27 protein-coding genes are annotated in these 21,273 nt (G+C 66.8%); 8 read left to right on the plus strand and 19 right to left on the minus strand.

The features are described 5' to 3' along the window. Window positions 1-66 precede the first annotated feature (66 nt). Complete coding sequence (locus tag RW112_RS13470) at window positions 67-1,011, minus strand: aminodeoxychorismate lyase (protein ID WP_317782266.1); 945 nt, start codon at window positions 1,009-1,011, stop codon at window positions 67-69. 103 nt (window positions 1,012-1,114) lie between these two features. Between RW112_RS13470 and cls the strand changes: the two genes are divergently transcribed. Then, a complete protein-coding gene (gene cls / locus RW112_RS13475; protein WP_317782267.1) occupies window positions 1,115-2,590 on the plus strand; it encodes a cardiolipin synthase in 1,476 nt (491 codons plus the stop codon). A 1-nt stretch (window position 2,591) separates the two neighbouring features. Here cls and pabB read toward each other — a convergent pair whose 3' ends face one another. Further along, complete coding sequence (gene pabB, locus RW112_RS13480) at window positions 2,592-4,676, minus strand: aminodeoxychorismate synthase component I (protein WP_317782268.1); 2,085 nt, start codon at window positions 4,674-4,676, stop codon at window positions 2,592-2,594. After that, window positions 4,673-5,221: a low molecular weight protein-tyrosine-phosphatase gene (locus RW112_RS13485; RefSeq protein WP_305942633.1), complete on the minus strand. Its 549-nt coding sequence runs from the start codon at window positions 5,219-5,221 to the stop codon at window positions 4,673-4,675. Before RW112_RS13485 ends, pabB begins: the two co-directional genes overlap by 4 nt. Window positions 5,222-5,382: 161 nt before the next feature. Here RW112_RS13485 and RW112_RS13490 point away from each other — a divergent pair, with 161 nt between their 5' ends. Beyond that, window positions 5,383-5,733 carry a DUF3846 domain-containing protein gene (locus RW112_RS13490; RefSeq protein WP_317782269.1) on the plus strand — a complete coding sequence of 117 codons (351 nt, stop codon included), beginning with the start codon at window positions 5,383-5,385 and terminating at the stop codon, window positions 5,731-5,733. Window positions 5,734-5,774: 41 nt separating this feature from the next. Here RW112_RS13490 and RW112_RS13495 read toward each other — a convergent pair whose 3' ends face one another. Genes RW112_RS13495 through RW112_RS13520 form a run of 6 tightly spaced genes read right to left on the minus strand, consistent with a single transcriptional unit; the run spans window position 5,775 to window position 10,661 of the window. Further along, window positions 5,775-6,161 (minus strand): hypothetical protein, encoded by a 387-nt coding sequence (locus RW112_RS13495; protein ID WP_317782270.1) that lies wholly within the window; start codon window positions 6,159-6,161, stop codon window positions 5,775-5,777. Between the two features lie 8 nt (window positions 6,162-6,169). After that, window positions 6,170-7,774, minus strand: coding sequence for a radical SAM protein (locus RW112_RS13500; protein ID WP_317782271.1), 1,605 nt, complete (start codon window positions 7,772-7,774; stop codon window positions 6,170-6,172). A gap of 1 nt (window position 7,775) precedes the next feature. Then, window positions 7,776-8,150, minus strand: a complete 375-nt coding sequence (locus RW112_RS13505) for a hypothetical protein (RefSeq protein ID WP_317782272.1) — start codon at window positions 8,148-8,150, stop codon at window positions 7,776-7,778. Then, on the minus strand, window positions 8,147-8,905 hold the full coding sequence (locus tag RW112_RS13510; RefSeq protein WP_317782273.1) for a prolipoprotein diacylglyceryl transferase: 759 nt from the start codon (window positions 8,903-8,905) through the stop codon (window positions 8,147-8,149). Before RW112_RS13510 ends, RW112_RS13505 begins: the two co-directional genes overlap by 4 nt. Window positions 8,906-8,929: 24 nt before the next feature. After that, the gene (locus tag RW112_RS13515) at window positions 8,930-10,237 is read right to left on the minus strand and encodes a Y-family DNA polymerase (RefSeq protein ID WP_317782274.1); all 1,308 of its coding nucleotides are present in this window, start codon (window positions 10,235-10,237) and stop codon (window positions 8,930-8,932) included. Further along, a complete protein-coding gene (locus tag RW112_RS13520; protein WP_317782275.1) occupies window positions 10,230-10,661 on the minus strand; it encodes a translesion error-prone DNA polymerase V autoproteolytic subunit in 432 nt (143 codons plus the stop codon). The genes RW112_RS13515 and RW112_RS13520 overlap by 8 nt, the downstream gene beginning before the upstream one ends. Window positions 10,662-10,848: 187 nt before the next feature. Between RW112_RS13520 and RW112_RS13525 the strand changes: the two genes are divergently transcribed. Then, the gene (locus RW112_RS13525; protein WP_317782276.1) at window positions 10,849-11,253 is read left to right on the plus strand and encodes an SHOCT domain-containing protein; all 405 of its coding nucleotides are present in this window, start codon (window positions 10,849-10,851) and stop codon (window positions 11,251-11,253) included. A 12-nt stretch (window positions 11,254-11,265) separates the two neighbouring features. Then, entirely contained in the window at window positions 11,266-11,847 is a 582-nt protein-coding gene (locus RW112_RS13530) for a dihydrofolate reductase family protein (RefSeq protein ID WP_317782277.1), read from the plus strand. 10 nt (window positions 11,848-11,857) lie between these two features. Here the strand turns inward: RW112_RS13530 and RW112_RS13535 are convergent, their stop codons facing one another. From RW112_RS13535 to RW112_RS13570, 8 genes are all read right to left on the minus strand, one after another. After that, a complete protein-coding gene (locus RW112_RS13535) occupies window positions 11,858-12,487 on the minus strand; it encodes a dihydrofolate reductase family protein (RefSeq protein WP_317782278.1) in 630 nt (209 codons plus the stop codon). A gap of 109 nt (window positions 12,488-12,596) precedes the next feature. Then, window positions 12,597-14,006 carry an MBL fold metallo-hydrolase gene (locus tag RW112_RS13540; protein WP_317782279.1) on the minus strand — a complete coding sequence of 470 codons (1,410 nt, stop codon included), beginning with the start codon at window positions 14,004-14,006 and terminating at the stop codon, window positions 12,597-12,599. A 116-nt stretch (window positions 14,007-14,122) separates the two neighbouring features. Beyond that, window positions 14,123-14,506 carry a rhodanese-like domain-containing protein gene (locus tag RW112_RS13545; RefSeq protein ID WP_317782280.1) on the minus strand — a complete coding sequence of 128 codons (384 nt, stop codon included), beginning with the start codon at window positions 14,504-14,506 and terminating at the stop codon, window positions 14,123-14,125. 11 nt (window positions 14,507-14,517) lie between these two features. Next, a complete protein-coding gene (trxA, locus tag RW112_RS13550; RefSeq protein WP_317782281.1) occupies window positions 14,518-14,880 on the minus strand; it encodes a thioredoxin in 363 nt (120 codons plus the stop codon). 61 nt (window positions 14,881-14,941) lie between these two features. Further along, complete coding sequence (locus RW112_RS13555) at window positions 14,942-15,238, minus strand: rhodanese-like domain-containing protein (RefSeq protein ID WP_317782282.1); 297 nt, start codon at window positions 15,236-15,238, stop codon at window positions 14,942-14,944. Window positions 15,239-15,271: 33 nt separating this feature from the next. Further along, window positions 15,272-15,613: a rhodanese-like domain-containing protein gene (locus tag RW112_RS13560; RefSeq protein WP_317782283.1), complete on the minus strand. Its 342-nt coding sequence runs from the start codon at window positions 15,611-15,613 to the stop codon at window positions 15,272-15,274. Continuing rightward, on the minus strand, window positions 15,604-16,491 hold the full coding sequence (locus RW112_RS13565) for a sulfite exporter TauE/SafE family protein (protein ID WP_317782284.1): 888 nt from the start codon (window positions 16,489-16,491) through the stop codon (window positions 15,604-15,606). The genes RW112_RS13560 and RW112_RS13565 overlap by 10 nt, the downstream gene beginning before the upstream one ends. Further along, window positions 16,488-17,138, minus strand: coding sequence for a rhodanese-like domain-containing protein (locus RW112_RS13570; protein ID WP_317782285.1), 651 nt, complete (start codon window positions 17,136-17,138; stop codon window positions 16,488-16,490). Before RW112_RS13570 ends, RW112_RS13565 begins: the two co-directional genes overlap by 4 nt. A 132-nt stretch (window positions 17,139-17,270) precedes the next feature. Here RW112_RS13570 and RW112_RS13575 point away from each other — a divergent pair, with 132 nt between their 5' ends. The 3 genes from RW112_RS13575 to RW112_RS13585 all read left to right on the plus strand — a co-directional run bounded on the left by RW112_RS13575 (window position 17,271) and on the right by RW112_RS13585 (window position 18,451). Beyond that, window positions 17,271-17,528, plus strand: a complete 258-nt coding sequence (locus RW112_RS13575; protein WP_317782286.1) for a metal-sensitive transcriptional regulator — start codon at window positions 17,271-17,273, stop codon at window positions 17,526-17,528. Between the two features lie 63 nt (window positions 17,529-17,591). After that, window positions 17,592-18,011: a DUF302 domain-containing protein gene (locus RW112_RS13580; RefSeq protein ID WP_317782287.1), complete on the plus strand. Its 420-nt coding sequence runs from the start codon at window positions 17,592-17,594 to the stop codon at window positions 18,009-18,011. A gap of 167 nt (window positions 18,012-18,178) precedes the next feature. Beyond that, entirely contained in the window at window positions 18,179-18,451 is a 273-nt protein-coding gene (locus tag RW112_RS13585; RefSeq protein WP_305943497.1) for a hypothetical protein, read from the plus strand. A 167-nt stretch (window positions 18,452-18,618) separates the two neighbouring features. Here RW112_RS13585 and RW112_RS13590 read toward each other — a convergent pair whose 3' ends face one another. Further along, entirely contained in the window at window positions 18,619-19,314 is a 696-nt protein-coding gene (locus tag RW112_RS13590) for a metalloregulator ArsR/SmtB family transcription factor (protein ID WP_317782288.1), read from the minus strand. A 131-nt stretch (window positions 19,315-19,445) separates the two neighbouring features. Between RW112_RS13590 and RW112_RS13595 the strand changes: the two genes are divergently transcribed. After that, window positions 19,446-20,735 carry an MFS transporter gene (locus RW112_RS13595; RefSeq protein WP_317782289.1) on the plus strand — a complete coding sequence of 430 codons (1,290 nt, stop codon included), beginning with the start codon at window positions 19,446-19,448 and terminating at the stop codon, window positions 20,733-20,735. Between the two features lie 14 nt (window positions 20,736-20,749). On the opposite strand, the gene RW112_RS13600 is transcribed toward RW112_RS13595, so the two are convergent. Further along, window positions 20,750-21,238 carry a MarR family winged helix-turn-helix transcriptional regulator gene (locus tag RW112_RS13600; RefSeq protein WP_317782290.1) on the minus strand — a complete coding sequence of 163 codons (489 nt, stop codon included), beginning with the start codon at window positions 21,236-21,238 and terminating at the stop codon, window positions 20,750-20,752. Window positions 21,239-21,273 lie beyond the last annotated feature (35 nt).

Consider the following 21,273-nt stretch of genomic DNA (forward strand, 5'->3'; position numbering starts at 1 on the left):
GGGAAGTGAGAGAGCGTCCGGAAAAAGGGGCCAGGAAGTGAGAGAGCGTCCGGGGGGACGGGAACGCTATTCGATGGTGGCGAACAGTTCGTTGAGTTCGTCCGTCAACTGCTTCCGCAGCGCGGGCGTGCCGATCTCCTTGCCGTCGATGTGGTTCACGGGAGCCAGCAGCCGGATGCTGGAAATCAGCCACACGGCGTCGGCATCGAAGAGGTCCCGCGGTTCCAGCGGGCCGTAGCCGAGTTCCCAGCCCGCCGCCTTGGCGGCCGCGAACAGCGCGCCCTGCGAGGTGCCCGGAAGGATGCCGCTGTCGAGCTGCGGCGTGATCAGGCGGCGCACTGTGCGGGTGCCGCCGGCGCCGTCGTCGGACGTCTCAAGGTGCGCCAGCAAGACCGTGGACGTGGGGCCTTCGAGGACACGGCCGTCTGACGACGTGAAGATGACGTCGTCCGCGCCCTGGCCGTGGGCGTACCGCAGGGCCGCCATGTTCACGGCGTAGGAGAGTGTCTTGGCGCCGAGCAGGAGCCACGGCGCGCGTTCGCCCACTTCGCTGTCGTACCCGCGGTCCAGCAGGATGACGTCGATCCCGGTCTCCCGCTGCCGGCGGCCGGCCGCGGGAACCGGTGAGGCCTGGACCCAGCACGTGGGGGCTGCGCCGCCCTCGGCGCCGCGGGTGCAGATCAGCTTTACTACCGCCTCGTCCTCTTTGGGGGTGCCGGCGGGGTGCTGGGAACGGTACTCGCTGACCGCCGTCGCGATGGCCCGGCGCCAGGCGTCCTCGCCCGGAATCGACAGTTCCAGCGCAACAGCGGAACCCTGCAGCCGCCGCAGGTGGGCGTCGAGCTTCCGGGGCGTCCCGCCCACGGCCAGCATGGATTCGAAGACGCCGTCGCCGCGGGTGGCGCCCTGGTCCGTGGCCATCAGCTGGGGCTGCGACGCATCGGCGATCCGGCCCTCTTCGAACCGGGGGTCAAGGAATACGAGCACGGTGGCCGGGGCAGCAGCAGTCATGCCTCAAGCTTAGCCGCGGCACCGGAGTCCGGCCGCGGGATAGGCTGTGCTGAATGCCTCTCCGGAACCGGTCCGGCGGGCGAGTTACCGTGGGGGTTCCTCTGTGTTGTGGCCGTTTCCGCTGGTGGGCACCGCGCCCTACTGGCTGGTGCTCACGTTGAGCGTTGTTGACCTGGTCATCCGGGTGCTGGCGCTCGGCATCATCCCGGGCAACCGCCGTCCCACCACGGCCATGGCCTGGTTGCTGGGAATCTTCTTTGTGCCCGCCCTTGGCTTGATCCTGTTCCTGCTGTTCGGAAACTTCAAGCTCTCCCGCAGGCGCCGGGCGCAGCAGGATGCCGTGAACAAGCGGGTCCGGGCCGGCACATCGCAGCTGGCCGCCGTCGAAAGCCGCTACAGCGGCCCGGAATGGGTGGCCTCGGCCGCGGAACTGAACAAGACCCTCGGCTCGCTGCCCATGGTGGACGGCAACAGCGTGGAGCTCCTGCCCGGCTACCCGGACTCCATCAAGGCCATGGCTGAAGCGGTGCGCGGGGCCAAGGACTTCGTCAACGCCGAGTTCTACATCATGAGCACGGACCACATCACCGAGGATCTGTTCGCGGCCCTGGAGGAGGCTGCGGAGCGGGGCGTGGAAGTCCGTGTGCTGTTCGACCATCTGGGAACCCTGCGGATCAAGGGCTACCGGAAGCTCATCAAACGCCTCAAGGCGAGCAAGATCCAGTGGCGGCCTATGCTGCCGCTGCGCCCGGTGCACGGCCAGTGGCGCCGTCCCGACCTGCGCAACCACCGCAAAATCATGGTGATCGACGGCGAAATCGCCTTCACGGGTTCACAGAATCTGATCGAGCCCTCCTACAACAACCCCCGGCACCGCAAAGTGGGGCGCGAGTGGGTGGAGCTCATGGCCTGCCTGCGCGGGCCGATCGTCACCACCCTCAACGTGGTTTTCGCCACGGACTGGCTTAGCGAGACGGACGAGTCTCTGGAGGACCAGCTGGCCCACCGGCCGGAGCTGGCCCCGGGCGCCGTGACCGCCCAGGCCGTGCCCAGCGGCCCCGGCTTCATCACCGAGAACAACCTGCGCCTGTTCAACACGCTCATCTACTCAGCCCAGCACAAGATCTCCATCTGCAGCCCGTACTTCGTCCCCGACGATTCGCTGCTCTATGCGGTGACGACGGCGGCGCAGCGGGGCGTCGACGTCGAACTTTTCGTCTCGGAAAAGGGGGACCAGTTCCTGGTCCACCACGCCCAGCAGTCCTACTACGAGGCGCTGCTGGAAGCGGGCGTGCGGATCTACCTGTACAAGGCGCCGTTCGTGCTGCACGCGAAGCACTTCACCATCGACGACGAAGTGGCCGTCCTGGGCTCCAGCAACATGGATATGAGGTCCTTCTCGCTGAACCTGGAGGTTTCCGTGATGCTCCTGGGCGCCGACATCGTGGCCAAGATGCGCGCCGTGGAGGACACCTACCGGGACATTTCCCGCGAGCTGACGCTGGAGGACTGGATGGAGCGGCCCATGGCGGTCAAATACGTGGACAACGTCGCCCGGCTCACGGCCACCCTGCAGTAGGTCAGCTTTCCGGGAACTCCGCGCCCAGCGCGGACAGGACCCCGTATGCCTTCGTCCGGATTTCGTCGTATTCCTCCTGCGGGGAGGAATCCGCCGTGATGGCACCGCCGACGCCGAGACTCAGTTCCGCGCCACCGGCGCCGTCCGCGCGGATCACCAGCGTCCGGATGGCCACCGCCGTGTCCATCGCCCCGCTCAGCGAGAAGTAGCCGATGGCACCCGAGTAGACGCCGCGCGGCTCCCCTTCGAGCCGGTCCAGGATGGCCATGGTGCTGATCTTCGGAGCCCCGGTCATGGACCCGGCGGGAAAGCAGGCGGCAACGGCTTCGGCGCGCGGCAGCCCCGGTTTGAGCCTGGCGTCGATGGTGCTGACCATCTGGTGCACCGTGGCGTAGCTTTCGATCGCGCAGAGCCGGCTGACGGTGACGGACCCCGCCACGGCGAAGTGGCTGAGGTCGTTGCGGAGCAGGTCCACGATCATGATGTTCTCGGCGCGGTCCTTGGGGGAGGACTCAAGATCCCGCCGCAGCTCGTCGTCGCGGGCAGGCTCCGCGGCCCGGGGGCGGGTGCCCTTGATCGGCTCGGCGCGCATGCCGCCGTCGGCCGCTATCCGCAGGAAACGCTCCGGTGACGTGCTGGCCACCGTCAGCTCACCGAAGCGCAGGTAGCTGGCGAACGGGGCGGGGTTCTTCCGGCGAAGGGCAAGGTACGCCTGCCAGGGATCCAGCGCGTCCGTTCCGTCCTGACCGGCCGTTGCGTCCGGGCCGGCCGGCACGGCGGCGCTGACGGCGGTGGTGAGGCAGACCTCGTACGTGTTCCCCTCGGCAATTTCATGCTGCGCGTCCGCGATCTTGCGCTTGTAGGCTGCCTCGGTATCGCGGCCGGTGAAGGCGGGGGCAGGTTTTGTTCCGGGTACGACGGCGGTGCTGGCGCCGCGTTCCGGTGCTGCGGCTGGCGCCGCGGCCGCCGTGACTGCCGTGCGGGCGCGGGCCAGCCAGTCCGCGGCGTCGGGTGACTCCAAGGCAAGCAGCCATGCGCTGCCCTCACGGTGGTCGAGCACCACGGCCCGGCCGGCAAAGATCAGGGCGGCGTCGGGCGTTCCGGAGGCAACGTCGCTGCCGCCGGTTTCGCGCTTGAGCTCGTAGCCTAGGTAGCCCAGCCAGCCGAGCGTGAATTCGCAGGGGTAGCCTTCAGGCGGGCGGAGTGCGCGGCGGCCCCAGACGCCGTCCAGCCAGCGGAAGAACGGTCCCGCGGTGGAAACCGTGGCGGTGCCTGTCGTCAGGCGGGTGACGCCGGACCGGTGCCGGACGTCCTGGCCGAACCTGCCGCCGTCGTCCGCCAGGATGCTGAAGCGGCTGCGCTCGCCGGCCGTTCCCTCCGTCCGAAGCGAGGAGTCCAGCCACACGGCATGTGGCGAACGGCCGTAGAGGGCGTCGAAGAGCCGGGCGGGGTCGGGATCGCAGTCCAGCCGCTCGGCGTGGAGCCGAAGGCCGCGGCGGGCCGAGAGCTCGGGCAGCATCACTGCGGCGAGGGCGGGAAGGTACTGGAGCGCCTGGAGGACGTCATCAGGGGCCGTGCCGTCGGCGCGGTTGAGCACCCGGATGTCGGCAGTGTCCTGCACCGGGTCACTTGCCAGCCATTCGTCCTCCTGCGCGGCCCACTGATCCCAGAAGGGTTCGTAGGTGCTGCCGTCACGGGCCAGGGCACGGATGCGGCGGTCATCGTCGGAGGACTCCGCCCAGACGACCGCGTCCAGGTGCGGGCGGGCGGCGGCGGCCGCGGCGCCCACACCCTCCACGATCACGATCTCCGCCGGCAGGGTGATGCGCGTTGCGCCGTCGTAATGCTTCTCCCAGTCCCAGCTGACCCATTCAGCGGCCTCCCCGCGGTGCAGCGGAGCCAGCACGGTGCTGACATAGCGTTCGACGCCGGCCGCCAGCCCGTTCCAGCCGGGATAGATGTCCTCCAGATGGAACAGCGACACCTTGTGGTGCTCCCGCAGCCGGGCGGCAAGTTCGATCGCCAGAGTGGTTTTTCCTGCACCGGACCGGCCGTCGATGGCGATGATCACGGGTGCAGGGGTCATGAAATAGAGCGTACCTGCTGCCCGGACTGGTTCTGTTGCGGCGCTTCCCGGCGGACGTGGTCCACGATTCCCGGAATGGCGGCCTTGATGAGGTCCCACGTCACGTCAAAGTCCGCGTGGCCGCCGTACCAGGGGTCTTCGATGCCCTGGTCCAGGAGGTCGCGGCCGGATACGGCGGGATCGAAGCTGCGCAGCATCCGGATCCGGGCCAGGGCCTCCCCGTCAGGGGCGGTGGCCCGCAGCCAGCCGTAGTGGTCCACGTCCAAGGCGAGGATCAGGTGGCGGTCGCGGAACCATTCGGGCCGCCACTCCCGCGCAACATGCCGGTCCGAGGTGAGCTGGTGGGCAGCCAGTTTGCGGGCGGCCCGGGGATCGATGGGGCGGCCGGCCTCATAGGCTGTGGTTCCGGCGGAATCAACGACGACGGCGCCGGCGAGCCCCGCTGCTGCGAAGGCCTCGGCCAGCATCAGCTCGGCCATCGGGGACCGGCAGATGTTTCCGGTGCAGACCGCGATGATCCGGTATGGGCTCGACATTGAGGACATGGAGCAAGCATGGGGGATGGCGGGCCCTCTTGGCTAGTCACGGGCTGTCCGCATTACGGTTCCGTCAATGCCGTGTCGGATTCCGTCATATTTGGCGTTCGCAGTGAGCGATCGGGAACAGATTGAGGCAGCTCCCAGTTACTAGTACTGAGGAAGAAATAATGAGCACCACATGTATGGCATTGGTCATCCCGGCCCGGCTGGGTGAGCCCCTGCGGACCATGACCTTTGAGGCGACAACCGATACCCTTCAGGGCCTCGTCGGGGGACACCTGGAATCCGTCAGCCGCGGCGACTGGCATGTCTACCTCAACGCCGAAGGCCACTTTATGGACCTGCCGCCCAACATCCGCGCTGCCCAACTTATCCGTGAGGCCGGGCTCGACCTGTCCGATGCCGCCCGGGGCACAGCGGTGTTCCTGGGCCGTACCGGGCGCGGCGGCGAAGCGGACGTTCCGGAGCACCTGTTGCGGCGTGCAGCGGAAATGTTCGGCTCCCCGCTGGCGGCGTAGGTGTGACTGGCCCGCGAGGACATGCGCCACTTTAGCCTGCTTCAGAAACCCAACAGACGAGCCCCGAGCGCGTACATCCCCCACAGGCCGGCGGCCAGGAGGACGCCCAGATAGCCGAGCACGAGCCGGGTGTCGCGGAGGTAGCAGTTCGACTTCTTCAGGCCCCTCCGGCGCGCTTTCCAGTACCCGGTGAACCCGATGGCCGCGAACACGGCCAATGCCACCGGGCCGGCCAGCCAGCCCAGCAGTGCGATCGTGGCGAAGATGCAGAGTCGCAGCGGATCGAACGGGGCAGCCTCCTGCGGTTGCGCGTCGGACTCGGGCTGGCCGCCGGCCGGGGCGGCTGGGCCCGCGCCGTCCCGGGGTGGCACGAGCTGCGAGGGCAGGGGGCCGGCTGCGATGCGCCGGGCGTCCGAGTCGGAACCCATGGTCGTCCCTAAAGCTGCCGCACCGGGAGCAGTTGCTGACCCGTTGCAGTGCTCATCCGTTGCCTGGACAGGGCCGGCCAGGCCTGCACGGCGCAGAAGGGGGCGCACTGGTGACCGCCTGCGTCGCTCTTGGTTCCCACATGGACGCAGCACTGAGTGAGCCGTTCTTCGATCATGGTGGAAATGTCCATGAACGGCTTGACCATGATGCGGGTGACGCGTTCGGCGAGGAGCCTGCGCAGCCGTTGCTGCTGGCCCGGAAGCTTGCCGGCGGCCAGAGTGGTGAGCGTCCCGATGCCCAGGTCGCACTGGGTGCAGATGTTTTTCCAGAGGTCAGCGGTCCGTGGGTGGGACAGGGACGACTGTTCGCTCAGCAGGTCGAGCAGCGAGGACTTCATCAGGCTGCGCAGTTCGAGCGGGATCGCGCTGTCGGCGATGCGGTTGGCGAGGCTGTCCGGGTTGAGTTCCAGCCAGGCGAGCAGCTGGTCGTGCCCGATGAGGGCAGTCAGCGAGCGCCAGACACCGGAGTCGTCCTTCAGCATGTAGCCCACGGACGCGCAGTGCGGATGCGAGCAGGGCAGTGCTGTCAGGTCATGCCACGAGACCACCCCGTTGGTTTGCTCCGCCAGCCTTTCGAGGACGCCCGTGTGGGTGAGCCGGTCCAGGGGATCGATTCCGTGCCCGCGGCCGGAACCGAACACCGGCTGCAGCGCTACTCCGCCCACGAACGGGGTTTCCAGGGCGCGCATGACGACGGCGCCCACCTCGCCGTCGTTGACGCCGAGGGTCGCCGTCATCGTCAGGGTGGTGAAGATGCCCGCCTCGGACAAACGTGAGATGGCCGCATCCTTGAAGCGCGTCAGGTCCCCGCCGCGGTGGTGGATCGACGCTTCCTTGGAGGGGCCGTCGTATTGGAGGTACACCTCCACCCGGTCGCGATGCCTGGCCAGCAAGGCGAGCAGTTCGTCGTCGGTCGCGATCAGCATGCCGTTGCTGTTCACCATGATCCGGACGATCGGCCGGGCAACCAGTTCCTCCAGCAGTTCGGCGAGATGGGGGTAGAGCGTGGGCTCGCCGCCGGAGAGCATCAACACATCAAGGCGCCCGTTCTCCCGGGCAAGGCGTGCATCAATATTCGCCAGCACTTCGCTGAGCGGCGCGACCCCCTGCAGTTGAGGGCCGGATGAGGTGAAACAGGTGGGGCAGCGCAGGTTGCAGTGCTCGATGATGTCCTGCAGGAGGATGCACGTGTGCTGCGTCTGCATGGCCGGAAGCCCGTAGGCGTAGGCTTCGGGTATCGGGCGGTAGTTGTCCGCCTGGTCGGGGATGTGCTGTTTGGTGGGCGCCTGCCATTTCTCCAGGTAGCGCAGGATTTCCGGCGATTCGTCGTACAGGGTGCGCACCAGTCCGTGGTCGGGGCAGCCGCGTTCAAGCCATACGCGGTCATCCCGGATGAGCAGCACCCCGGACAGGCGCCGCACCTGGGCAAGCGGAGGGTTCGTCTCGTGGCAGCGGGGGCAGAACGCAGTGACATACCGGTGGATCCGGTCACCGCGCAGGGGCTGGCCGGGGCCGGGCAGCGCCCGTCCTGCGGCTAAAGGTGAAGGATTCATATCAGGCGCCCATCTGGGTGAGGGCGCCGACGCAGAGTCCGCCGCCGAACAGGACAAAAATTCCAAGGCCAATCAGGAGTCCCGCACCGAACCGCGAGGTGCGGCGCCTGACGGCCAGCAGGATGGCCACCAGCAAGTAAATGACGATCGGTATGAAGCCGGCCAGGCCGCCGAGGCCGAAGGAGCCCCATGCGTAGGGTCCGGCGGCCATAAGCGATCCGACATAGACCACGTAAAGGACCAAGGCGCCGAGGACGGCGCCGAGCGCCATGGAGCCTCCTGCCGGCTCTTGGGGCGTCCCGTGCCCGTCCGCCGGGGGCGGCGGAGGTTGGGGCGGGCGCGGGTTCCGGGGAACATCAGGGTTGTCCTCGCTCATGCCACTCTTCCTTTCAACTCAGGACGGACCGGTTTCCCGAACACCCGCCGCATGCGCCAGATCAACAGGGGGAGGACAGCCAGCAGGAACCACTGCGGGCGGCTCATTCCCAGCCAGAGCACCTCGTTGCCGCGGACAAACTCCACGCCGAACCTGAAGAGCGCGTAAGCGGTCACGTAGCAGATGAAGAGGTCGCCGGGGTGTGCGAGGCGATCGCGAAAGCGCCACATGACGGCGAACGCCACCGCATGGAAGACGATTTCGTAGGCAAAGGAAGGATGGAGCCCGGCCCCGGAGGGTCCGCCGATCAGTGCGGCCTGCGCCGGGGTGAGCACGATTCCCCAGGCACCGCCGGTCGGAGTACCCGGCAGTTCGGTGAGGAGGCAACCGACCCGCCCGAGAACCATCGCCAGTGCAACGGCGGGAGCCAGCAGGTCGCCGGTGGACTCACGGTAGCCGGTCAGCCGCTTGCCAAGATGGACTCCGAACCAGGCGCCCACCAGGCCTGCGAGGATGCTTCGGTCGCCGTTGCCCCACCAGTCCGCCAGGGAAACCTGCGTGGAAACGTCCCAGGTGAGGACGCGGGATCCGATGGCCCCGAACGCTACAGCGAAGCCTGCGATGGGCCATAGCCGGGGATCGGTGAGGCCGCGGCGGCGCTTTTCATGGGCGTAAAACAACAGGGCCGCGACAATGCCCAGCCCCGTCAGGATGCCGTGCACAAGCCCATCTCCCGCGAAGGGAAGCCCGATCATGAGCAGAGTGTAACAGGCGCCACTTTAGGCAGCTTTGACCACGGGGAGCTCGTCCCAGTGAGTCGTGTACCGGGGCGAGAGCATGGTGCGCTGCATGGACCAGTCCGGGCCTCCGCGGATGCCTGCGTGTCCGAGCCCCACGGAACCCCGGCCGTACCGGCGGCTGATGTCTTCCAGCAGCGGTCCGATGCCGCGTTCCTCGTGCGGGTTCGCAAACACCTCCAACGGTGACTGCAGTCCCGTGGGCCGCAGGTCGGTGACCACGATGCCGGCACGGACGTACTTGGTGCCTTCCTGGATCCGGGGCAGCAGGGCGTGCGAAGCCTTGGTCAACAGCACGGGGTCGGCAGTGGGTGCGGGCAAAGTGACGCAGACCGACGGGTAGGACGTGTCCAGCGGGTTGTAGTGCGACGTGCCCGCGAACGCCGTGAGGACCTTGGCCTGCAGATTGTGCTTGGCCAGGCGTGCACTGGCTTGCTGTCCGTAAACACTCATGACCTGCCTCAGGTCCGCCGCGGTGGTGATGGGTGTTGCAAAGGACCGGCTGAAGATGAGTTGATCACGGCCGATGCGTTCCTCCTCCAACGGGATGCACGGAGTGCCCTGCAGTTCCAGCACCGTCCGCATCAGCACAACGGAGAAGCGGTCCCGGATCCGCACCGGATCGGCGCGGGCGAGGTCAAGGATCGAAAAAATGCCCTGGCTGTTCAACCGCTTGGTGAGCCGGGAAGCCACGCCCCAGAGTTCAATGACGGATACCCGGCCCATCAGGGCTTCGCGGGCGGGCGGAGGCATGGCGTCCCAGTGGCAGACGCCGTTGAGGCCGGGATTGTTCTTCGCCCACTTGTTGGCCAGCTTCGCGAGGGTCTTGGTCCCGGCGATTCCCACGCAGACCGGCACGCCGACGTTCCGGCGGACGGCTGACTTGATGGTTTGGCCGAGCTGCAGGAGCTCGACGGGGGTGCCTTTGACCCCGAGGAAGGCTTCGTCGATGCTGTACACCTCCAGCCAGGCCGAGTAGCGGCCCAGGAGCTCCATCACGCGGGCGCTGATGTCCCCGTACAGCTCATAGTTGCTGGACTTTGCCACCAGCCCCCATTCCTTCGCCCGCGGAGCAAGCTTGAACCACGGCTCACCGACGCTGATTCCAAGCGCTTTGGCTTCAGGGGACCGGGTGACCGCGCAGCCGTCGTTGTTGGAGAGGACTACGAGGGGACGGCCTTCCAGCGAGGGATCGAAGGCCCGTTCCGCCGAGGCGTAGAAGCAGTTGACGTCCACCAGGGCTATCTGACGGCCAGTGTCCGGTGCGCGGGTGTCCCGTGTTTCAGACATGGTGCAGGCACCGCGTGGCCACACCCCAGATGACCAGGTCCGACAACGCAGGAACCCTGATGTCCGGATACCGGGGATTGTCCGCCTCCAGCACCACTCCGGACGCCTTGATCCGAAGCCGCTTGATGGTCAGTTCGCCGTCCAGGACCGCAATGACCACCGATCCGTCCTTGGGGTCCAGGGCGCGGTTGACTATCAGTTCGTCGCCGTCACTGATCCCGGCGCCTTCCATTGAGTCCCCGGAGACCCGCACGATGTACGTGCTGGTGATGTCCTTGATGAGGTGTTCATTGAGGTCGATCCTGCCGTCAAAGTAGTCCTGCGCCGGCGAGGGATAGCCCGCAGCGACCGGCACCGGGGAGATCAGCACCGACAGCAGGGACGCACCCGCCTCTATCACGCGGGGACCGATAACTATGCCCACAACACACCCTTATTCGAATATATGTTCGATAAGTTCAGTGTAGACCCTGGCCCCGACATCGGATATTCCCCACCATGTTCACCTTCCTGCGCACTGCTTACGGGTGGGCGCGGCGCCGGCCGCGCCGCAGTGCCGGCGGGCCACTCCGGGGATGTTCAAGGAGCGTTCGCAGCGCTACTCTCGGCCTATGGACGAACATGCGGTTTCGGCCGGGGCCGGCGGGTATCTATTCGCATTCAGCGTCAGCCGGATGTCGCTGCGAGTAGCCGGGTGGGGTGCAGTCGCTGCCGGGCTGATTATTGCTGTCGTGGCGAACGCGACGGAACCCTTCCGAGTCCCGTTGGGAATCGCGTTGGGTGTCCTGGCCGTCACCCTGCTGATTGCATACGCCGTCAGCAGTTCCTCGCGGCGGCAGAAGCCGGAGCAGGCGCCGCCGGCAGCCCGTGCCGAAAGGCATCAGGTGGTGTTTGGCAGGATGCGAGGCAGGAACTCCCTGGCATCAGAGCTTTCCCTCCTTGCGGACCTTCATGCGAAAGGCGCGCTTTCTGATGAGGAATTCAAAGCCGCCAAGCACCGCATCCTTGGAGACTGATATTCCGGGGGAGTGCTTCACCCGAAGCTACGACGACGACGGCCGCGCCGCCTTCAGCTGCCACCGGAGGTCGAGGGGCCGGGCCGGGACATCAGCTGGCATCTGGTGAACGAGGAGTTCCTCCGTTATCTGAACGAGCAGTTCCGCGGGATGGGAGCGTTCATGTACGGGCGGGTCACCTATGAACTGATGGCCGGTATCTGGCCTACGGCCGACAGGAATCCGGACCTCCCGTCGCCTCTGGCCGAGTTCGCCGGGATCTGGTGCGACATGCCCAAATTCCTCTTCTCGCGGACCACTACGGAGGCGGGCTGGAATACCACGGTGATTCGCGACGTCGTGCCTGAACATATAGCGGAACTGAAGGCGCAGTCCGGCGGCGACATCGTCCTGAGCGGCGTCAATTTGGCTGCCACCTTCATGCGGCAGGGTCTGATCGACGAATTTCAGATTTTCATCCACCCCGTGGTCCTCGGGCAGGGCAGGCCGCTGTTCGAGGCTCCTGATGTCCGGATAAACCTGAACCTCGAGGGGACGCGAACCTTCAGCAACGGCGTTGTTTCGCTCCGCTATTCGAACGACCGCGGCTATTAGTCCACACTGCCTACGAGGCCCGCCCGCCGGAGCCGGGTTGCTCGCTGCCGGTGACCCGATAGCGAATGTGGGTGACAAGGCTGGTACCGCTCACTTCCGTCGGCTCCAGCTTCAGGTTTGCGACGCCGTCCAGCAGCCGCTCGCCTGCCCCCAGGACCATGGGCGCGATGTGGAGGCGCAGCTCGTCGATCAGCCCTGCTGAAAGGTATTGGCGGGCGGTCTGTGCCCCTCCGGCAATGGCGATGTCCTTGCTGCCGGCGGCCTTCCGCGCTTGCGCCAGCGCCGATTCGATCCCGTCGGCCACGAAGTTGAATGTGGTGCCGCCCTCCATCACCAGCGGATCCCGGGGATGGTGGGTGAGTACGAACACGGGCGCGTGATAGGGCGGCTCCGCACCCCACCATCCCCGCCATTCCTCAGCCCATGCCCCGGGACCGGGCCCGGCGAACATGTTCCGCCCCATGATGAAGGCGCCTGCTGCGAGGATACCTTCGCGCGCCGCTGCGTTGGACTCGGCTTCTTCGAACTGCCACCTGTGCAGGAGCTCCCCGCCCTCGCCCAGCGGTTCGGCCAGGCTTTGGTTCGGGCCGGCGAGGAATCCGTCGAGGGAGATGGTCAGATCGCACGTGACTCGGCTCATGCGCCCATGCTACGGGGGTCCGCCGGCAGGCGCGATGGTGCCCCGGGCAAAAGGCCCCCGCCCGGAGAAAATCCGGACGGGGGCCTCTGCGGTGGAAGTCAGCTCGTGGTCAGCGTGCCGACGTCGTCTGCAGCGACTGTTCCCGGGCGGTCCAGGCGGCGTAGCTGCCGTCGAGTTCCACGACGTCGTAACCGGCGTGGCGCAGCGCGCTGGCCGCCACCGAGCTGCGGACGCCGCTCTGGCAGTAGGTCACGATGGTGCCGCCGGTGGGGAGCTGGTCCAGGTTCCAGAGGACCCGGCCGCCGCTGAGCTGCTTCGAACCCGGGATGTGCCCGGCCGTGTGTTCGGTGCGGTTGCGGACATCCAGGACAACCGCAGCATCGAAGCCTTCGAGTTCCTCGGGCTGGACCAGGCGCGGAGTGGCTGAGGGCAGGCCGTCAATGCTAGTGACGAAGCCGCCCACGTTGTCGATGCCGACGCGGACCAGGTGGTCCCACATCTCCTGCGCCTGCTCCTGTCCCGAGGCCAGCAGCACCAGCGGACGGCTGTCCCGTTCCGGGTCAACGGCCCAGGCGCCGAAGCTGGCAACTGACTTGCCTGCGGGGATGTTCAGGGCCCCTGCCACGGTGCCCTGGTGCACCTCGGTGTTGGGTCGCGTGTCCACGAAGGTCACCTTGTTTGCCGCCAGGTCACGGACGACGGCGGCAGTGTCCAGCTCTTCGAGCGGGGCGCGTTCGCCCATGACGGCCGGGCCCTGGCGGTTCTGGCGCTTCATGCGGCCGAAGTAGGCGTGCGCATCCGGCTGTCCGTCGAGCAGTTCGTCGATGAAGCCCTGCTCGTCGTTGGCGGCCAGGTAAGGGCCCCACCACGCGTACAGCCGCTCGTAGCCGACCGTCGACGACGGGATGGCGCCGAGGGCCTTGCCGCAGGCACTGCCGGCGCCGTGCCCCGGGTAGACCTGGACGAAGTCGGGCAGGGTGAGGAACTTGTCACGCAGGCTGGAGAACAGCTGCTTGGCGCCTTCGAAGCGGGTGTCCACGCCGCCCGCGGCCTCGTCCAGGAGATCGGGGCGGCCAAGGTCACCGGAGAAGACGAAGTCGCCGGAGAGCAGGTAGCCGGGCTCGGAGCTGAATGCGCCGTCGGTGATCAGGAAGGACAGGTGTTCGGGCGTGTGCCCCGGGGTGTGGAGCGCCTGGACGGTGATGTTGCCAATGGTGATCTTGCTGCCGTCGAACAGGCGCTCGCCGTCGAACCCGTACTGCCAGTCCGGGCCGCCTTCGCCCGAGACGTAGATTTTGGCGCCGGTTGCGGCGGCCAGTTCACGGGTGCCGGAAAGGTAGTCGGCGTGGATGTGGGTCTCGGTGACGGCCACGATCTTCATGCCGTTGGCCGCGGCGAGGGAGCGGTAGGTGTCGATGTCACGGCGGGCGTCGACAACAACTGCCTCCCCCTTCCGCTGGCAGCCGATGAGGTAGCTGGCCTGGGCGAGGTCTTCGTCGTAGATGCGCTCGAGAAGCATGGGGTTCTCCTTCGTGAAGTTGGTGGGGTTCCTGGTTGGTCCCCGTTGGTCTAGTCAAAATCATAATACCCCGGGGGGTATATCGCAAACGGTCGACCGCCGCGGTTTGGACGGGGTTACCGGGTGCTTCGGCGGTGCCATTTCGGGAGTTTTTGCATCAGCAATCTCCACCGCCCGGCCGGAGGCTCCTCCGGAACTGCCGGTGCGTAGCTCACCGGATGGCCCTCCCTGTACCACTCCGTGATGCCCCCGGCAACGTTGACGGCATCGTGGCCCCGGGCCGTGAGGGCTGCAGTGGCCTGGCTGCTGCGTTTGCCTGAACCGCAGAGAACGTAGAGGGTGCTGTTCGGCAGGTCCTGCTGCCGCAGCGGCAGTTCATCGAGCGGGATGTTCAGGCTGCCTGGGACGTGGGCGACGGCGTATTCCTCCCGGCCCCGCACGTCCACCACTATGGCGCGGGGCCAGACTGCCGCGAGCTCGCCGGGCGAAATGGTCCGCATTGCCCTGCGTGTCAGGACTGCCGTTGCGCTGCCTGCGCACGGACTGCGGCCATGTCCAGGTTCTTGACGCCCTGGATGACCTGTTCCAGGCCTGCCGCGTTGAGGGCGCCGGGCTGGGAGAAGACCAGGGTCTTGTCCCGGAAAGCCATCAGCGTGGGGATGGACGTGATGCCGGCAGCGGCCGCCAGGGCCTGCTCGGCTTCCGTGTCCACCTTGGCAAAGGTGACGTCCGGGTGCTTCTGGGAGGCGGCGTCGTAGGTGGGGGAGAACATGCGGCAGGGGCCGCACCAGCCCGCCCAGAAGTCAATGAGGACAATGTCATTGTCCTCAAGCGTCCGGGCAAGCGATTCTTCCGTGATGTCGATGGTTGCCATGGCTGGATTCCTTACTTGTGGCTGGTGAAGCGGGGGAACGGGTGGGGGGTGGATAGCCGGGTTAGGCGGCAGGGAGTCCTTCGCGGCCCCAGGCGATCATGCCGCCGGCCATCGTGTCGGCGCTGAATCCGGCGGCGTTGAGGGCATCCGCCACGCGGGCGCTGCGGTTGCCGCTGCGGCAAACCACGATGACGGGGACGCGGGGGTCCAGCTCGGACAAGCGGGCCTGCAGCTGCCCCATGGGGATGTGCAGGGCGCCGGGGATCATGCCCTCGGCGACTTCGAAGTCTTCGCGGACGTCGAGGATCTGCGCGCTGGTGCGCCGCTGCTCGGCTTCGGTGACGGTGATTTCTGCCATGACGGGGTTTCCTTTCCGGATTGGGTGAAATGTTTAGCGGACCGGTTCGCCGGCCTGGCGCCAGGCGCCGATGCCGCCGCGGAGCGAATACGCCTCGTAGCCCTGGCCCGCCAGTAGCCGTGCGGCCGATGCCGAGCGGACTCCTGACTGGCACATTGCGACGACCGGCCGGCCCTTCTGCAGGCCGGACGTGCCGCCCTGGAGCCTGTCGAGGGGCAGGTGCTTGGCCTGGGGTGCGTGGCCGCTGCGCCATTCCTGCGCGGAGCGGACATCAATCAGCACCGCCCGGGAAGCGAGGAGTTCCTTGGCTTCGGCCACTGAGACGGTTTTGTAGGGTTTGCTGAAAGCCTTCTTCAGCGAGTCGATCAGGCCCATGAGATTCTCCTTTTGATCGGGCACGAGGTGACGAAGAACCAGCAGATTCCGGCGGCGGCTGCTGCGAGGACGGCGACGGCGGCCGCTATGACCCAGCGCAGGTCCGCAGGTGCCTGTTGAATCAGCACGAAGGCGCCCATGGCCAGCACGAACCAGCCGAATGCCTTCCGCAGCGCGGCCTCGGGGATCCTGCCTGCGATCCTGGATCCGATCAGGGTTCCCACGATTGCGGCGGCAGTGACGGCGAGCGTCACTCCCCAGTCGAGGTGGACCGTTGTGAGGTATCCGGCAAGTCCGGCGAAGGACTTCATGGCGATGACTACCAGCGATGTGCCCACCGCAACGGACATCGGGAGGCCGCCAAGGAGAGCCAGTGCGGGAACCACCAGGAATCCTCCGCCGGCGCCAACCAGCCCGGTGACCAGGCCGACCACGGCGCCGTCGAGCAGCACCCGGCCCAGGGGAAGTTCGGCGTGGCGGGTGGAGCCGGAGGAGGGATCCGGCGTCGAGCTCTTTTTTCGGCCGCGGAGCATGGCCACGGAAGTGGCCACCATCATCAGGGCGAAAGCAATCAGGAGGATCTCGCCGGGGATGTGGCCCCCGAGCAGCCCGCCGACGAATGCTCCGGCCATGCCTGCCGCGCCAAAGACAAGTCCGGTCCGCCACATCACGCGCTTGCCGCGGGCGTGGCTGATCACGCTGACGGCGGAGGTGACTCCGACGACGAACAGGGAAGCGGCGATTGCCTCCTTGGCCTCGAACCCGGCCACGTAGACCAGGATCGGGACGGTCAGGATCGATCCGCCGCCGCCGAGGACACCGAGCGAGAGCCCGATGACCACGGAGAGCGCAAGAACGAAGATGAGCGTGACGGTCATGAGGCCTTGGCCTCCGGGGTTGCCTTGCCGGCGGCGGGGAACTGCAGGATGGCGGATTCGCGGGTAGGCTCCTTCGCCGCCTTGTTCCACGGCATCGCCGAGATGGCCTGGCCCATGGCGCAGGTGTTGGTGGCGGCCGAGAAGGTCAGGCCCGTGCCGATGGCGCCGGCGAGCAGGCGGATCTTGGGCGAGACGAATTTTCCGCCGGCCAGGCCCAGTACCACCAGGGAACCGGCTGCAAGGCGGACCTGGCGCTCCAGGTCCCAGCGTGCCTTGCCCCGGACAACGTTGCCGCCGGTAGCTGCGAATCCGGGGACCCCGCCGGTCAGGACGTAGGCAGTGCCGATCCCGGCCCCGCCGAGGCGCTGACGGGCCTGCTCGGCCCGTGCCCCCGATTGGCAGACCAGCACCACGCGGCTCCCCAGCCGTTCGGCCAGTTCGTCCGTGTGCTCGGAAAGAAGCGGGAGCGGCACGTTGTACGAACCCCGGATGTGCATCGACTCGAATTCAGCGGCCGAGCGCACGTCGATCACCACGAGGTCCTGGTGTTCCTGGAACCAGCCCTTCAGTGTGTCCGGATCCAGGGCGGTGACTGAGGGGGCGTCCGGTGAAACGGGAGCGGGGCCTGAGGCGGTGGAGCGTGTCATTGGTGTCCTTTCAAGACGGATCATGCGAAAGCTGAATACCCCACCGAGTATTACAGATACCCCCCGGGGTAGTCAAAAACACCCCTGGGGGTATATTCTGGACACCAAGCGAACCATCTATTCGGAGGCATCATGGAACTCGATTCAACCGACCTCGCCCCGGTCATTAACCGGCTCAAGCGAGCCCAGGGGCAGCTGTCCGCAGTGACCCGGATGCTGGAGGAGGGGCGCGATTGCAAGGACATCGTCACGCAGCTCGCAGCAGTCTCGAAGGCGCTGGACCGGGCGGGCTTTGCCATCATTGCCAGCGGACTTGAGCAGTGCATCGTCCGCAAGGATGCAAGCATGGACACGAAAGACCTGGAAAAGCTCTTCCTTTCCCTGGCCTGAGCCGCATTCAACCGCCAACCGCCAACGCGCCATTCGCCAACCCAACGCATCAAGGAGACCCCCATGACTTACACCCACACCGTGACCGTTCCGCTGTCCTGGAGCGACGCCGTCGAACGGACGCGTGAGGCGCTCGCCGGGCAGGGTTTCGGCATTCTGTCCGAAATCAACGTCCGCGCGACCTTCGAGGCCAAACTTGGTGTCGACGCCGCTGAAGCGCTGGGTGACTACGTCATCCTGGGTGCCTGCAACCCTGGGCTGGCCAGCCGCGCGCTGGCCGCTGAACCGGACCTTGGCGCCCTGCTGCCCTGCAACGTCGTGGTGCGCCGCGGCCGGGGCGCTGATGTGACCACCATCCAGGCCATTGATCCACAGACGATGGTCCAGCTCAGCGGCAGTCCTGAAGTGCGGGAGGTGGCTGACGACGCCGACGCCCGGTTGCGTGCCGCGCTGGCCTCCCTGGATGCGCACACGGAGGCCTAAGGCCCCGCCATGAACGGGCTCCGCCTGACCGGGCCGGTGCACGGGCTGAGGTTATTTTCATCACGGTTTCTGCGTCCTGCCGGAATCCGAGTTTGGCTGCCCCCATACTGAGATTGACGCGGTGATGTCCGGCGCCAAACCAGTCAGGAGGAAGAGCCTTGAACACTGTGATGAACGTTGTGACGAATGAGTATTTCCCTGCTGCGGCGGTGCTCTTTGGAGTCGTGCTTTTTTGGACGGTCGCCTTCTTTGGCGGACTGTCGCTCCTGAGCACCAACCAGCCGCCCATCGCGACCCTCACGTGGTTGCTCTTCGTCTACGCCGCGGCGGTCCTTTCGCCCCTCGCGGGACTGCTGGCCATGGTTGACCTCGTCCGCCGCTGGTGGCGGAACCGTGCTGCCCGCGCGGCCGGCCGCGTGGCCGGAACCAAATCCGCCTGACGGAACCAGGGGAAAACGGGTAGCGTCCACTCGCACGCGGCGGGGAGGAATCTCCTAAAATTGTTATGGGGCCGGCGGCGAAAAGCCCGCTGAGACCCGGGCTGTCCCCAGTCGCCGTCGGCCCTTCTGAACGGCGCACTTCCTCCGCGGAGCGGGACGCCCGGACATCACGCTGCGCGCCCTGTATCTACGGGCAGTCCGCTCAGGCGCCATTCCAGCATTCCGTCGTGCAGGCGCAACGAGCGCCGGCCCTTGGCCTGCAGGAGTTCCACGGCCTCGTATGCCAGCACGCAGTATGCACCGCGGCAGTAGGCCACCACCTCGCTGCCCGGAGGCAGCTCGCCCAGCCGGCTGCTGAGCTCCTCAAGCGGGATCGACAACGCGCCGGGAATATGGCCGGCACGGTACTCCTCCGCAGGGCGCACATCCAGCACGGTGACCGTTCCGGCCTCCACCCGTTCCAGGAGTTCCTCCCTGGTCATTTCTGCAGGCAGCCCTGGGCCGTCCTGTGCTGAGTTGCCGGTGAGGCCAAGGTAGTCCGCGCGCTTCTGTTCGACGTCGGCAACGCGCGACCGGGCCACGCTGCGTACCAGGCTGAACAGGGAGGCGACGTCCGGCCCGGCCAGGTCATAGTAGATCCGGGCGCCATCCCGGCGGGTGGCCACGAGCCCCGCCTGCTTGAGGGTCTGCAGGTGGGCCGATGCGGTGCTCAGGCCAAGCCCGGCTGCCTTGGCAAGTGACTCGACGCTCCGTTCGCCCTGCGCAAGCAGGTCCACCAGCTCCAGGCGCTTGCCGTGGCCCATGGCCTTCCCCACCCTGGCGAACTCTTCGAACAACGCAGCCTTCTTTGCACTGTCGCCCATTTGTACCTCCAATATTCCATGTAATACTGGAATTAAGAATATTCCACGTTTTCGTGGAATGCCAGCCTTGCCGCGAGCGGGCCCCGTGAAAACGGCACCCGGAAACCCGGCGAATACAAGGAACGCACCCCATGACACCAGGAAGCACCTCTCGCAAGCATCTCCACCACACACGGGGCGCCATAACCCTCGGCCTGCGGCAGAACCTTGCCCAGTTCATGATCCTCGTGGCAGTCAACGCCCTGGTGGGCGGAACACTGGGCCAGGAGAGGACCGTCCTGCCGCTGCTGGCCAGCGAGGTCTTCAGGCTGGACCTGTATACCAGCGCTTTGACGTACATCCTGGCCTTCGGCGTGGCCAAGGCGGCCACCAACTATTTCGCCGGAACCCTGTCGGACCGTTACGGCCGCAAGCCGGTGCTGGTGGCGGGCTGGCTGATAGCCCTGCCCGTCCCGCTGATGCTGATCTTCGGGCCGTCATGGGGGTGGATCGTCGCAGCCAATGTCATCCTCGGCATCAGCCAGGGGCTGACCTGGTCCACCACCGTGATGATGAAGATGGACCTGGTGGGCCCGTCCCGGCGCGGCCTGGCCATGGGTCTGAACGAGGCGGCCGGCTACCTCGGTGTGGCCGGAACCGCGCTGGCCACCGGCTACATAGCGTCCACCTACGGCCTGCGCCCGGGTCCTTTCCTGCTCGGCGCAGCCTTCATTGCCGTCGGCCTGGGGCTCTCCGTGCTCACCGTGCGGGAGACGCACCACCATGCCAGGGCCGAGGCCGCCAATCATGTTGCGGTCCACGAGGGGGCGCACGCCCAGCTCAGCAACCGCGAGGTGTTCACGCTGACCAGCTTCCGCGACAAGTCCCTCTCCTCCGTGAGCCAGGCGGGCATGGTGAACAACCTGAATGACGGCCTGGCCTGGGGCCTGTTCCCTGTACTCTTCGCGGCCGCCGGATTGAGCATTGAACGCATCGGGATCCTGGCGGCCGTGTACCCGGCCGTGTGGGGTGCCGGCCAGTTGGTGACCGGGGCACTGTCGGACCGGATCGGGCGCAAGCCCCTGATCGTGGGAGGCATGCTGGTGCAGGCGGTGGCGCTGGGCATGGTTGCCTTTGGGGCCGGCTTCGAAGCGTGGCTGGCCGCGGCGGTGCTGCTCGGAGCGGGCACTGCCATGGTCTATCCGACACTGCTGGCAGCCATCGGGGATGTGGCCCATCCTGAATGGCGGGCGAGGTCTGTGGGCATCTACCGGCTGTGGCGGGACGGCGGCTTTGCCGTCGGCGCCTTGCTCTCCGGAATTATCGCCGACGCCTATGGCATCCCGGCGGCAGTCGCCGTCGTTGCCGTCCTGACGGGTGCCTCCGGTCTTGTGGTGGCTGTCCGGATGCGGGGCGCCGACCACAAGCCCTCGTCCCGCTGACCCGGACCCGGCTCTCAGTCCGACGTCCCGGCGCCACCCCACAGCGCTTTGCGGAGGAGCGCCTTCAGCTGGGCCGATTCTTCCGCGGCCAGCCCCCCGAGCACCTCCGCTTCTGCCTGTTGTGCAGCCTGGCTGGCCTGCTGCAGCAGCTTTTCCCCCTTGGCGGTGGCTGTGACAGTCTTTGCCCGGCGGTCCTGCTTCCCCGGCGCCCTCACCACGAGCCGCCGTTTTTCCAGCTCATCCACCAGGGCCACAATCTGGCTGGGGTCCAGGCTGAGGAAGTCCGCCATTTCGCGCTGCGTCGGCTCCAGCCCGCTGTTGGCGAGGATCAGCACGGAGTACGAGCGCTCCTTGAGGTCGAACTCGGCCAATGCCCTGTTGTTCAGTACGGACCCGGTGGCGTGCAGCTTGGCCAGCAGGAACCCCAGGTCGCGGCTGATGGACGCGGCGACAAGCTTGTGTGCCTGTTCGGTCCGCTGATCGCCCTGTGTCTCGATCGTCATGGCCGACTCCAATAATCATCAAAATAAATCGTTGA

The organism is Arthrobacter sp. B10-11 (assembly GCF_033142195.1).
GTDB classification, from domain to species: Bacteria; Actinomycetota; Actinomycetes; order Actinomycetales; family Micrococcaceae; genus Arthrobacter; species Arthrobacter oryzae_C.

Coding starts and splice junctions, on each gene's coding strand:
- RW112_RS13470 (WP_317782266.1), bottom strand. CDS start 1,011: ATGACTGCTGCTGCCCCGGCCACCGTGCTCGTATTCCTTGACCCCCGG.
- pabB (WP_317782268.1), bottom strand. CDS start 4,676: ATGACCCCTGCACCCGTGATCATCGCCATCGACGGCCGGTCCGGTGCA.
- RW112_RS13485 (WP_305942633.1), bottom strand. CDS start 5,221: ATGTCCTCAATGTCGAGCCCATACCGGATCATCGCGGTCTGCACCGGA.
- RW112_RS13490 (WP_317782269.1), top strand. CDS start 5,383: ATGAGCACCACATGTATGGCATTGGTCATCCCGGCCCGGCTGGGTGAG.
- RW112_RS13495 (WP_317782270.1), bottom strand. CDS start 6,161: ATGGGTTCCGACTCGGACGCCCGGCGCATCGCAGCCGGCCCCCTGCCC.
- RW112_RS13500 (WP_317782271.1), bottom strand. CDS start 7,774: ATGAATCCTTCACCTTTAGCCGCAGGACGGGCGCTGCCCGGCCCCGGC.
- RW112_RS13505 (WP_317782272.1), bottom strand. CDS start 8,150: ATGAGCGAGGACAACCCTGATGTTCCCCGGAACCCGCGCCCGCCCCAA.
- RW112_RS13510 (WP_317782273.1), bottom strand. CDS start 8,905: ATGATCGGGCTTCCCTTCGCGGGAGATGGGCTTGTGCACGGCATCCTG.
- RW112_RS13515 (WP_317782274.1), bottom strand. CDS start 10,237: ATGTCTGAAACACGGGACACCCGCGCACCGGACACTGGCCGTCAGATA.
- RW112_RS13525 (WP_317782276.1), top strand. CDS start 10,849: ATGGACGAACATGCGGTTTCGGCCGGGGCCGGCGGGTATCTATTCGCA.
- RW112_RS13535 (WP_317782278.1), bottom strand. CDS start 12,487: ATGAGCCGAGTCACGTGCGATCTGACCATCTCCCTCGACGGATTCCTC.
- RW112_RS13540 (WP_317782279.1), bottom strand. CDS start 14,006: ATGCTTCTCGAGCGCATCTACGACGAAGACCTCGCCCAGGCCAGCTAC.
- RW112_RS13545 (WP_317782280.1), bottom strand. CDS start 14,506: ATGCGGACCATTTCGCCCGGCGAGCTCGCGGCAGTCTGGCCCCGCGCC.
- trxA (WP_317782281.1), bottom strand. CDS start 14,880: ATGGCAACCATCGACATCACGGAAGAATCGCTTGCCCGGACGCTTGAG.
- RW112_RS13555 (WP_317782282.1), bottom strand. CDS start 15,238: ATGGCAGAAATCACCGTCACCGAAGCCGAGCAGCGGCGCACCAGCGCG.
- RW112_RS13560 (WP_317782283.1), bottom strand. CDS start 15,613: ATGGGCCTGATCGACTCGCTGAAGAAGGCTTTCAGCAAACCCTACAAA.
- RW112_RS13565 (WP_317782284.1), bottom strand. CDS start 16,491: ATGACCGTCACGCTCATCTTCGTTCTTGCGCTCTCCGTGGTCATCGGG.
- RW112_RS13570 (WP_317782285.1), bottom strand. CDS start 17,138: ATGACACGCTCCACCGCCTCAGGCCCCGCTCCCGTTTCACCGGACGCC.
- RW112_RS13575 (WP_317782286.1), top strand. CDS start 17,271: ATGGAACTCGATTCAACCGACCTCGCCCCGGTCATTAACCGGCTCAAG.
- RW112_RS13580 (WP_317782287.1), top strand. CDS start 17,592: ATGACTTACACCCACACCGTGACCGTTCCGCTGTCCTGGAGCGACGCC.
- RW112_RS13590 (WP_317782288.1), bottom strand. CDS start 19,314: ATGGGCGACAGTGCAAAGAAGGCTGCGTTGTTCGAAGAGTTCGCCAGG.
- RW112_RS13595 (WP_317782289.1), top strand. CDS start 19,446: ATGACACCAGGAAGCACCTCTCGCAAGCATCTCCACCACACACGGGGC.
- RW112_RS13600 (WP_317782290.1), bottom strand. CDS start 21,238: ATGACGATCGAGACACAGGGCGATCAGCGGACCGAACAGGCACACAAG.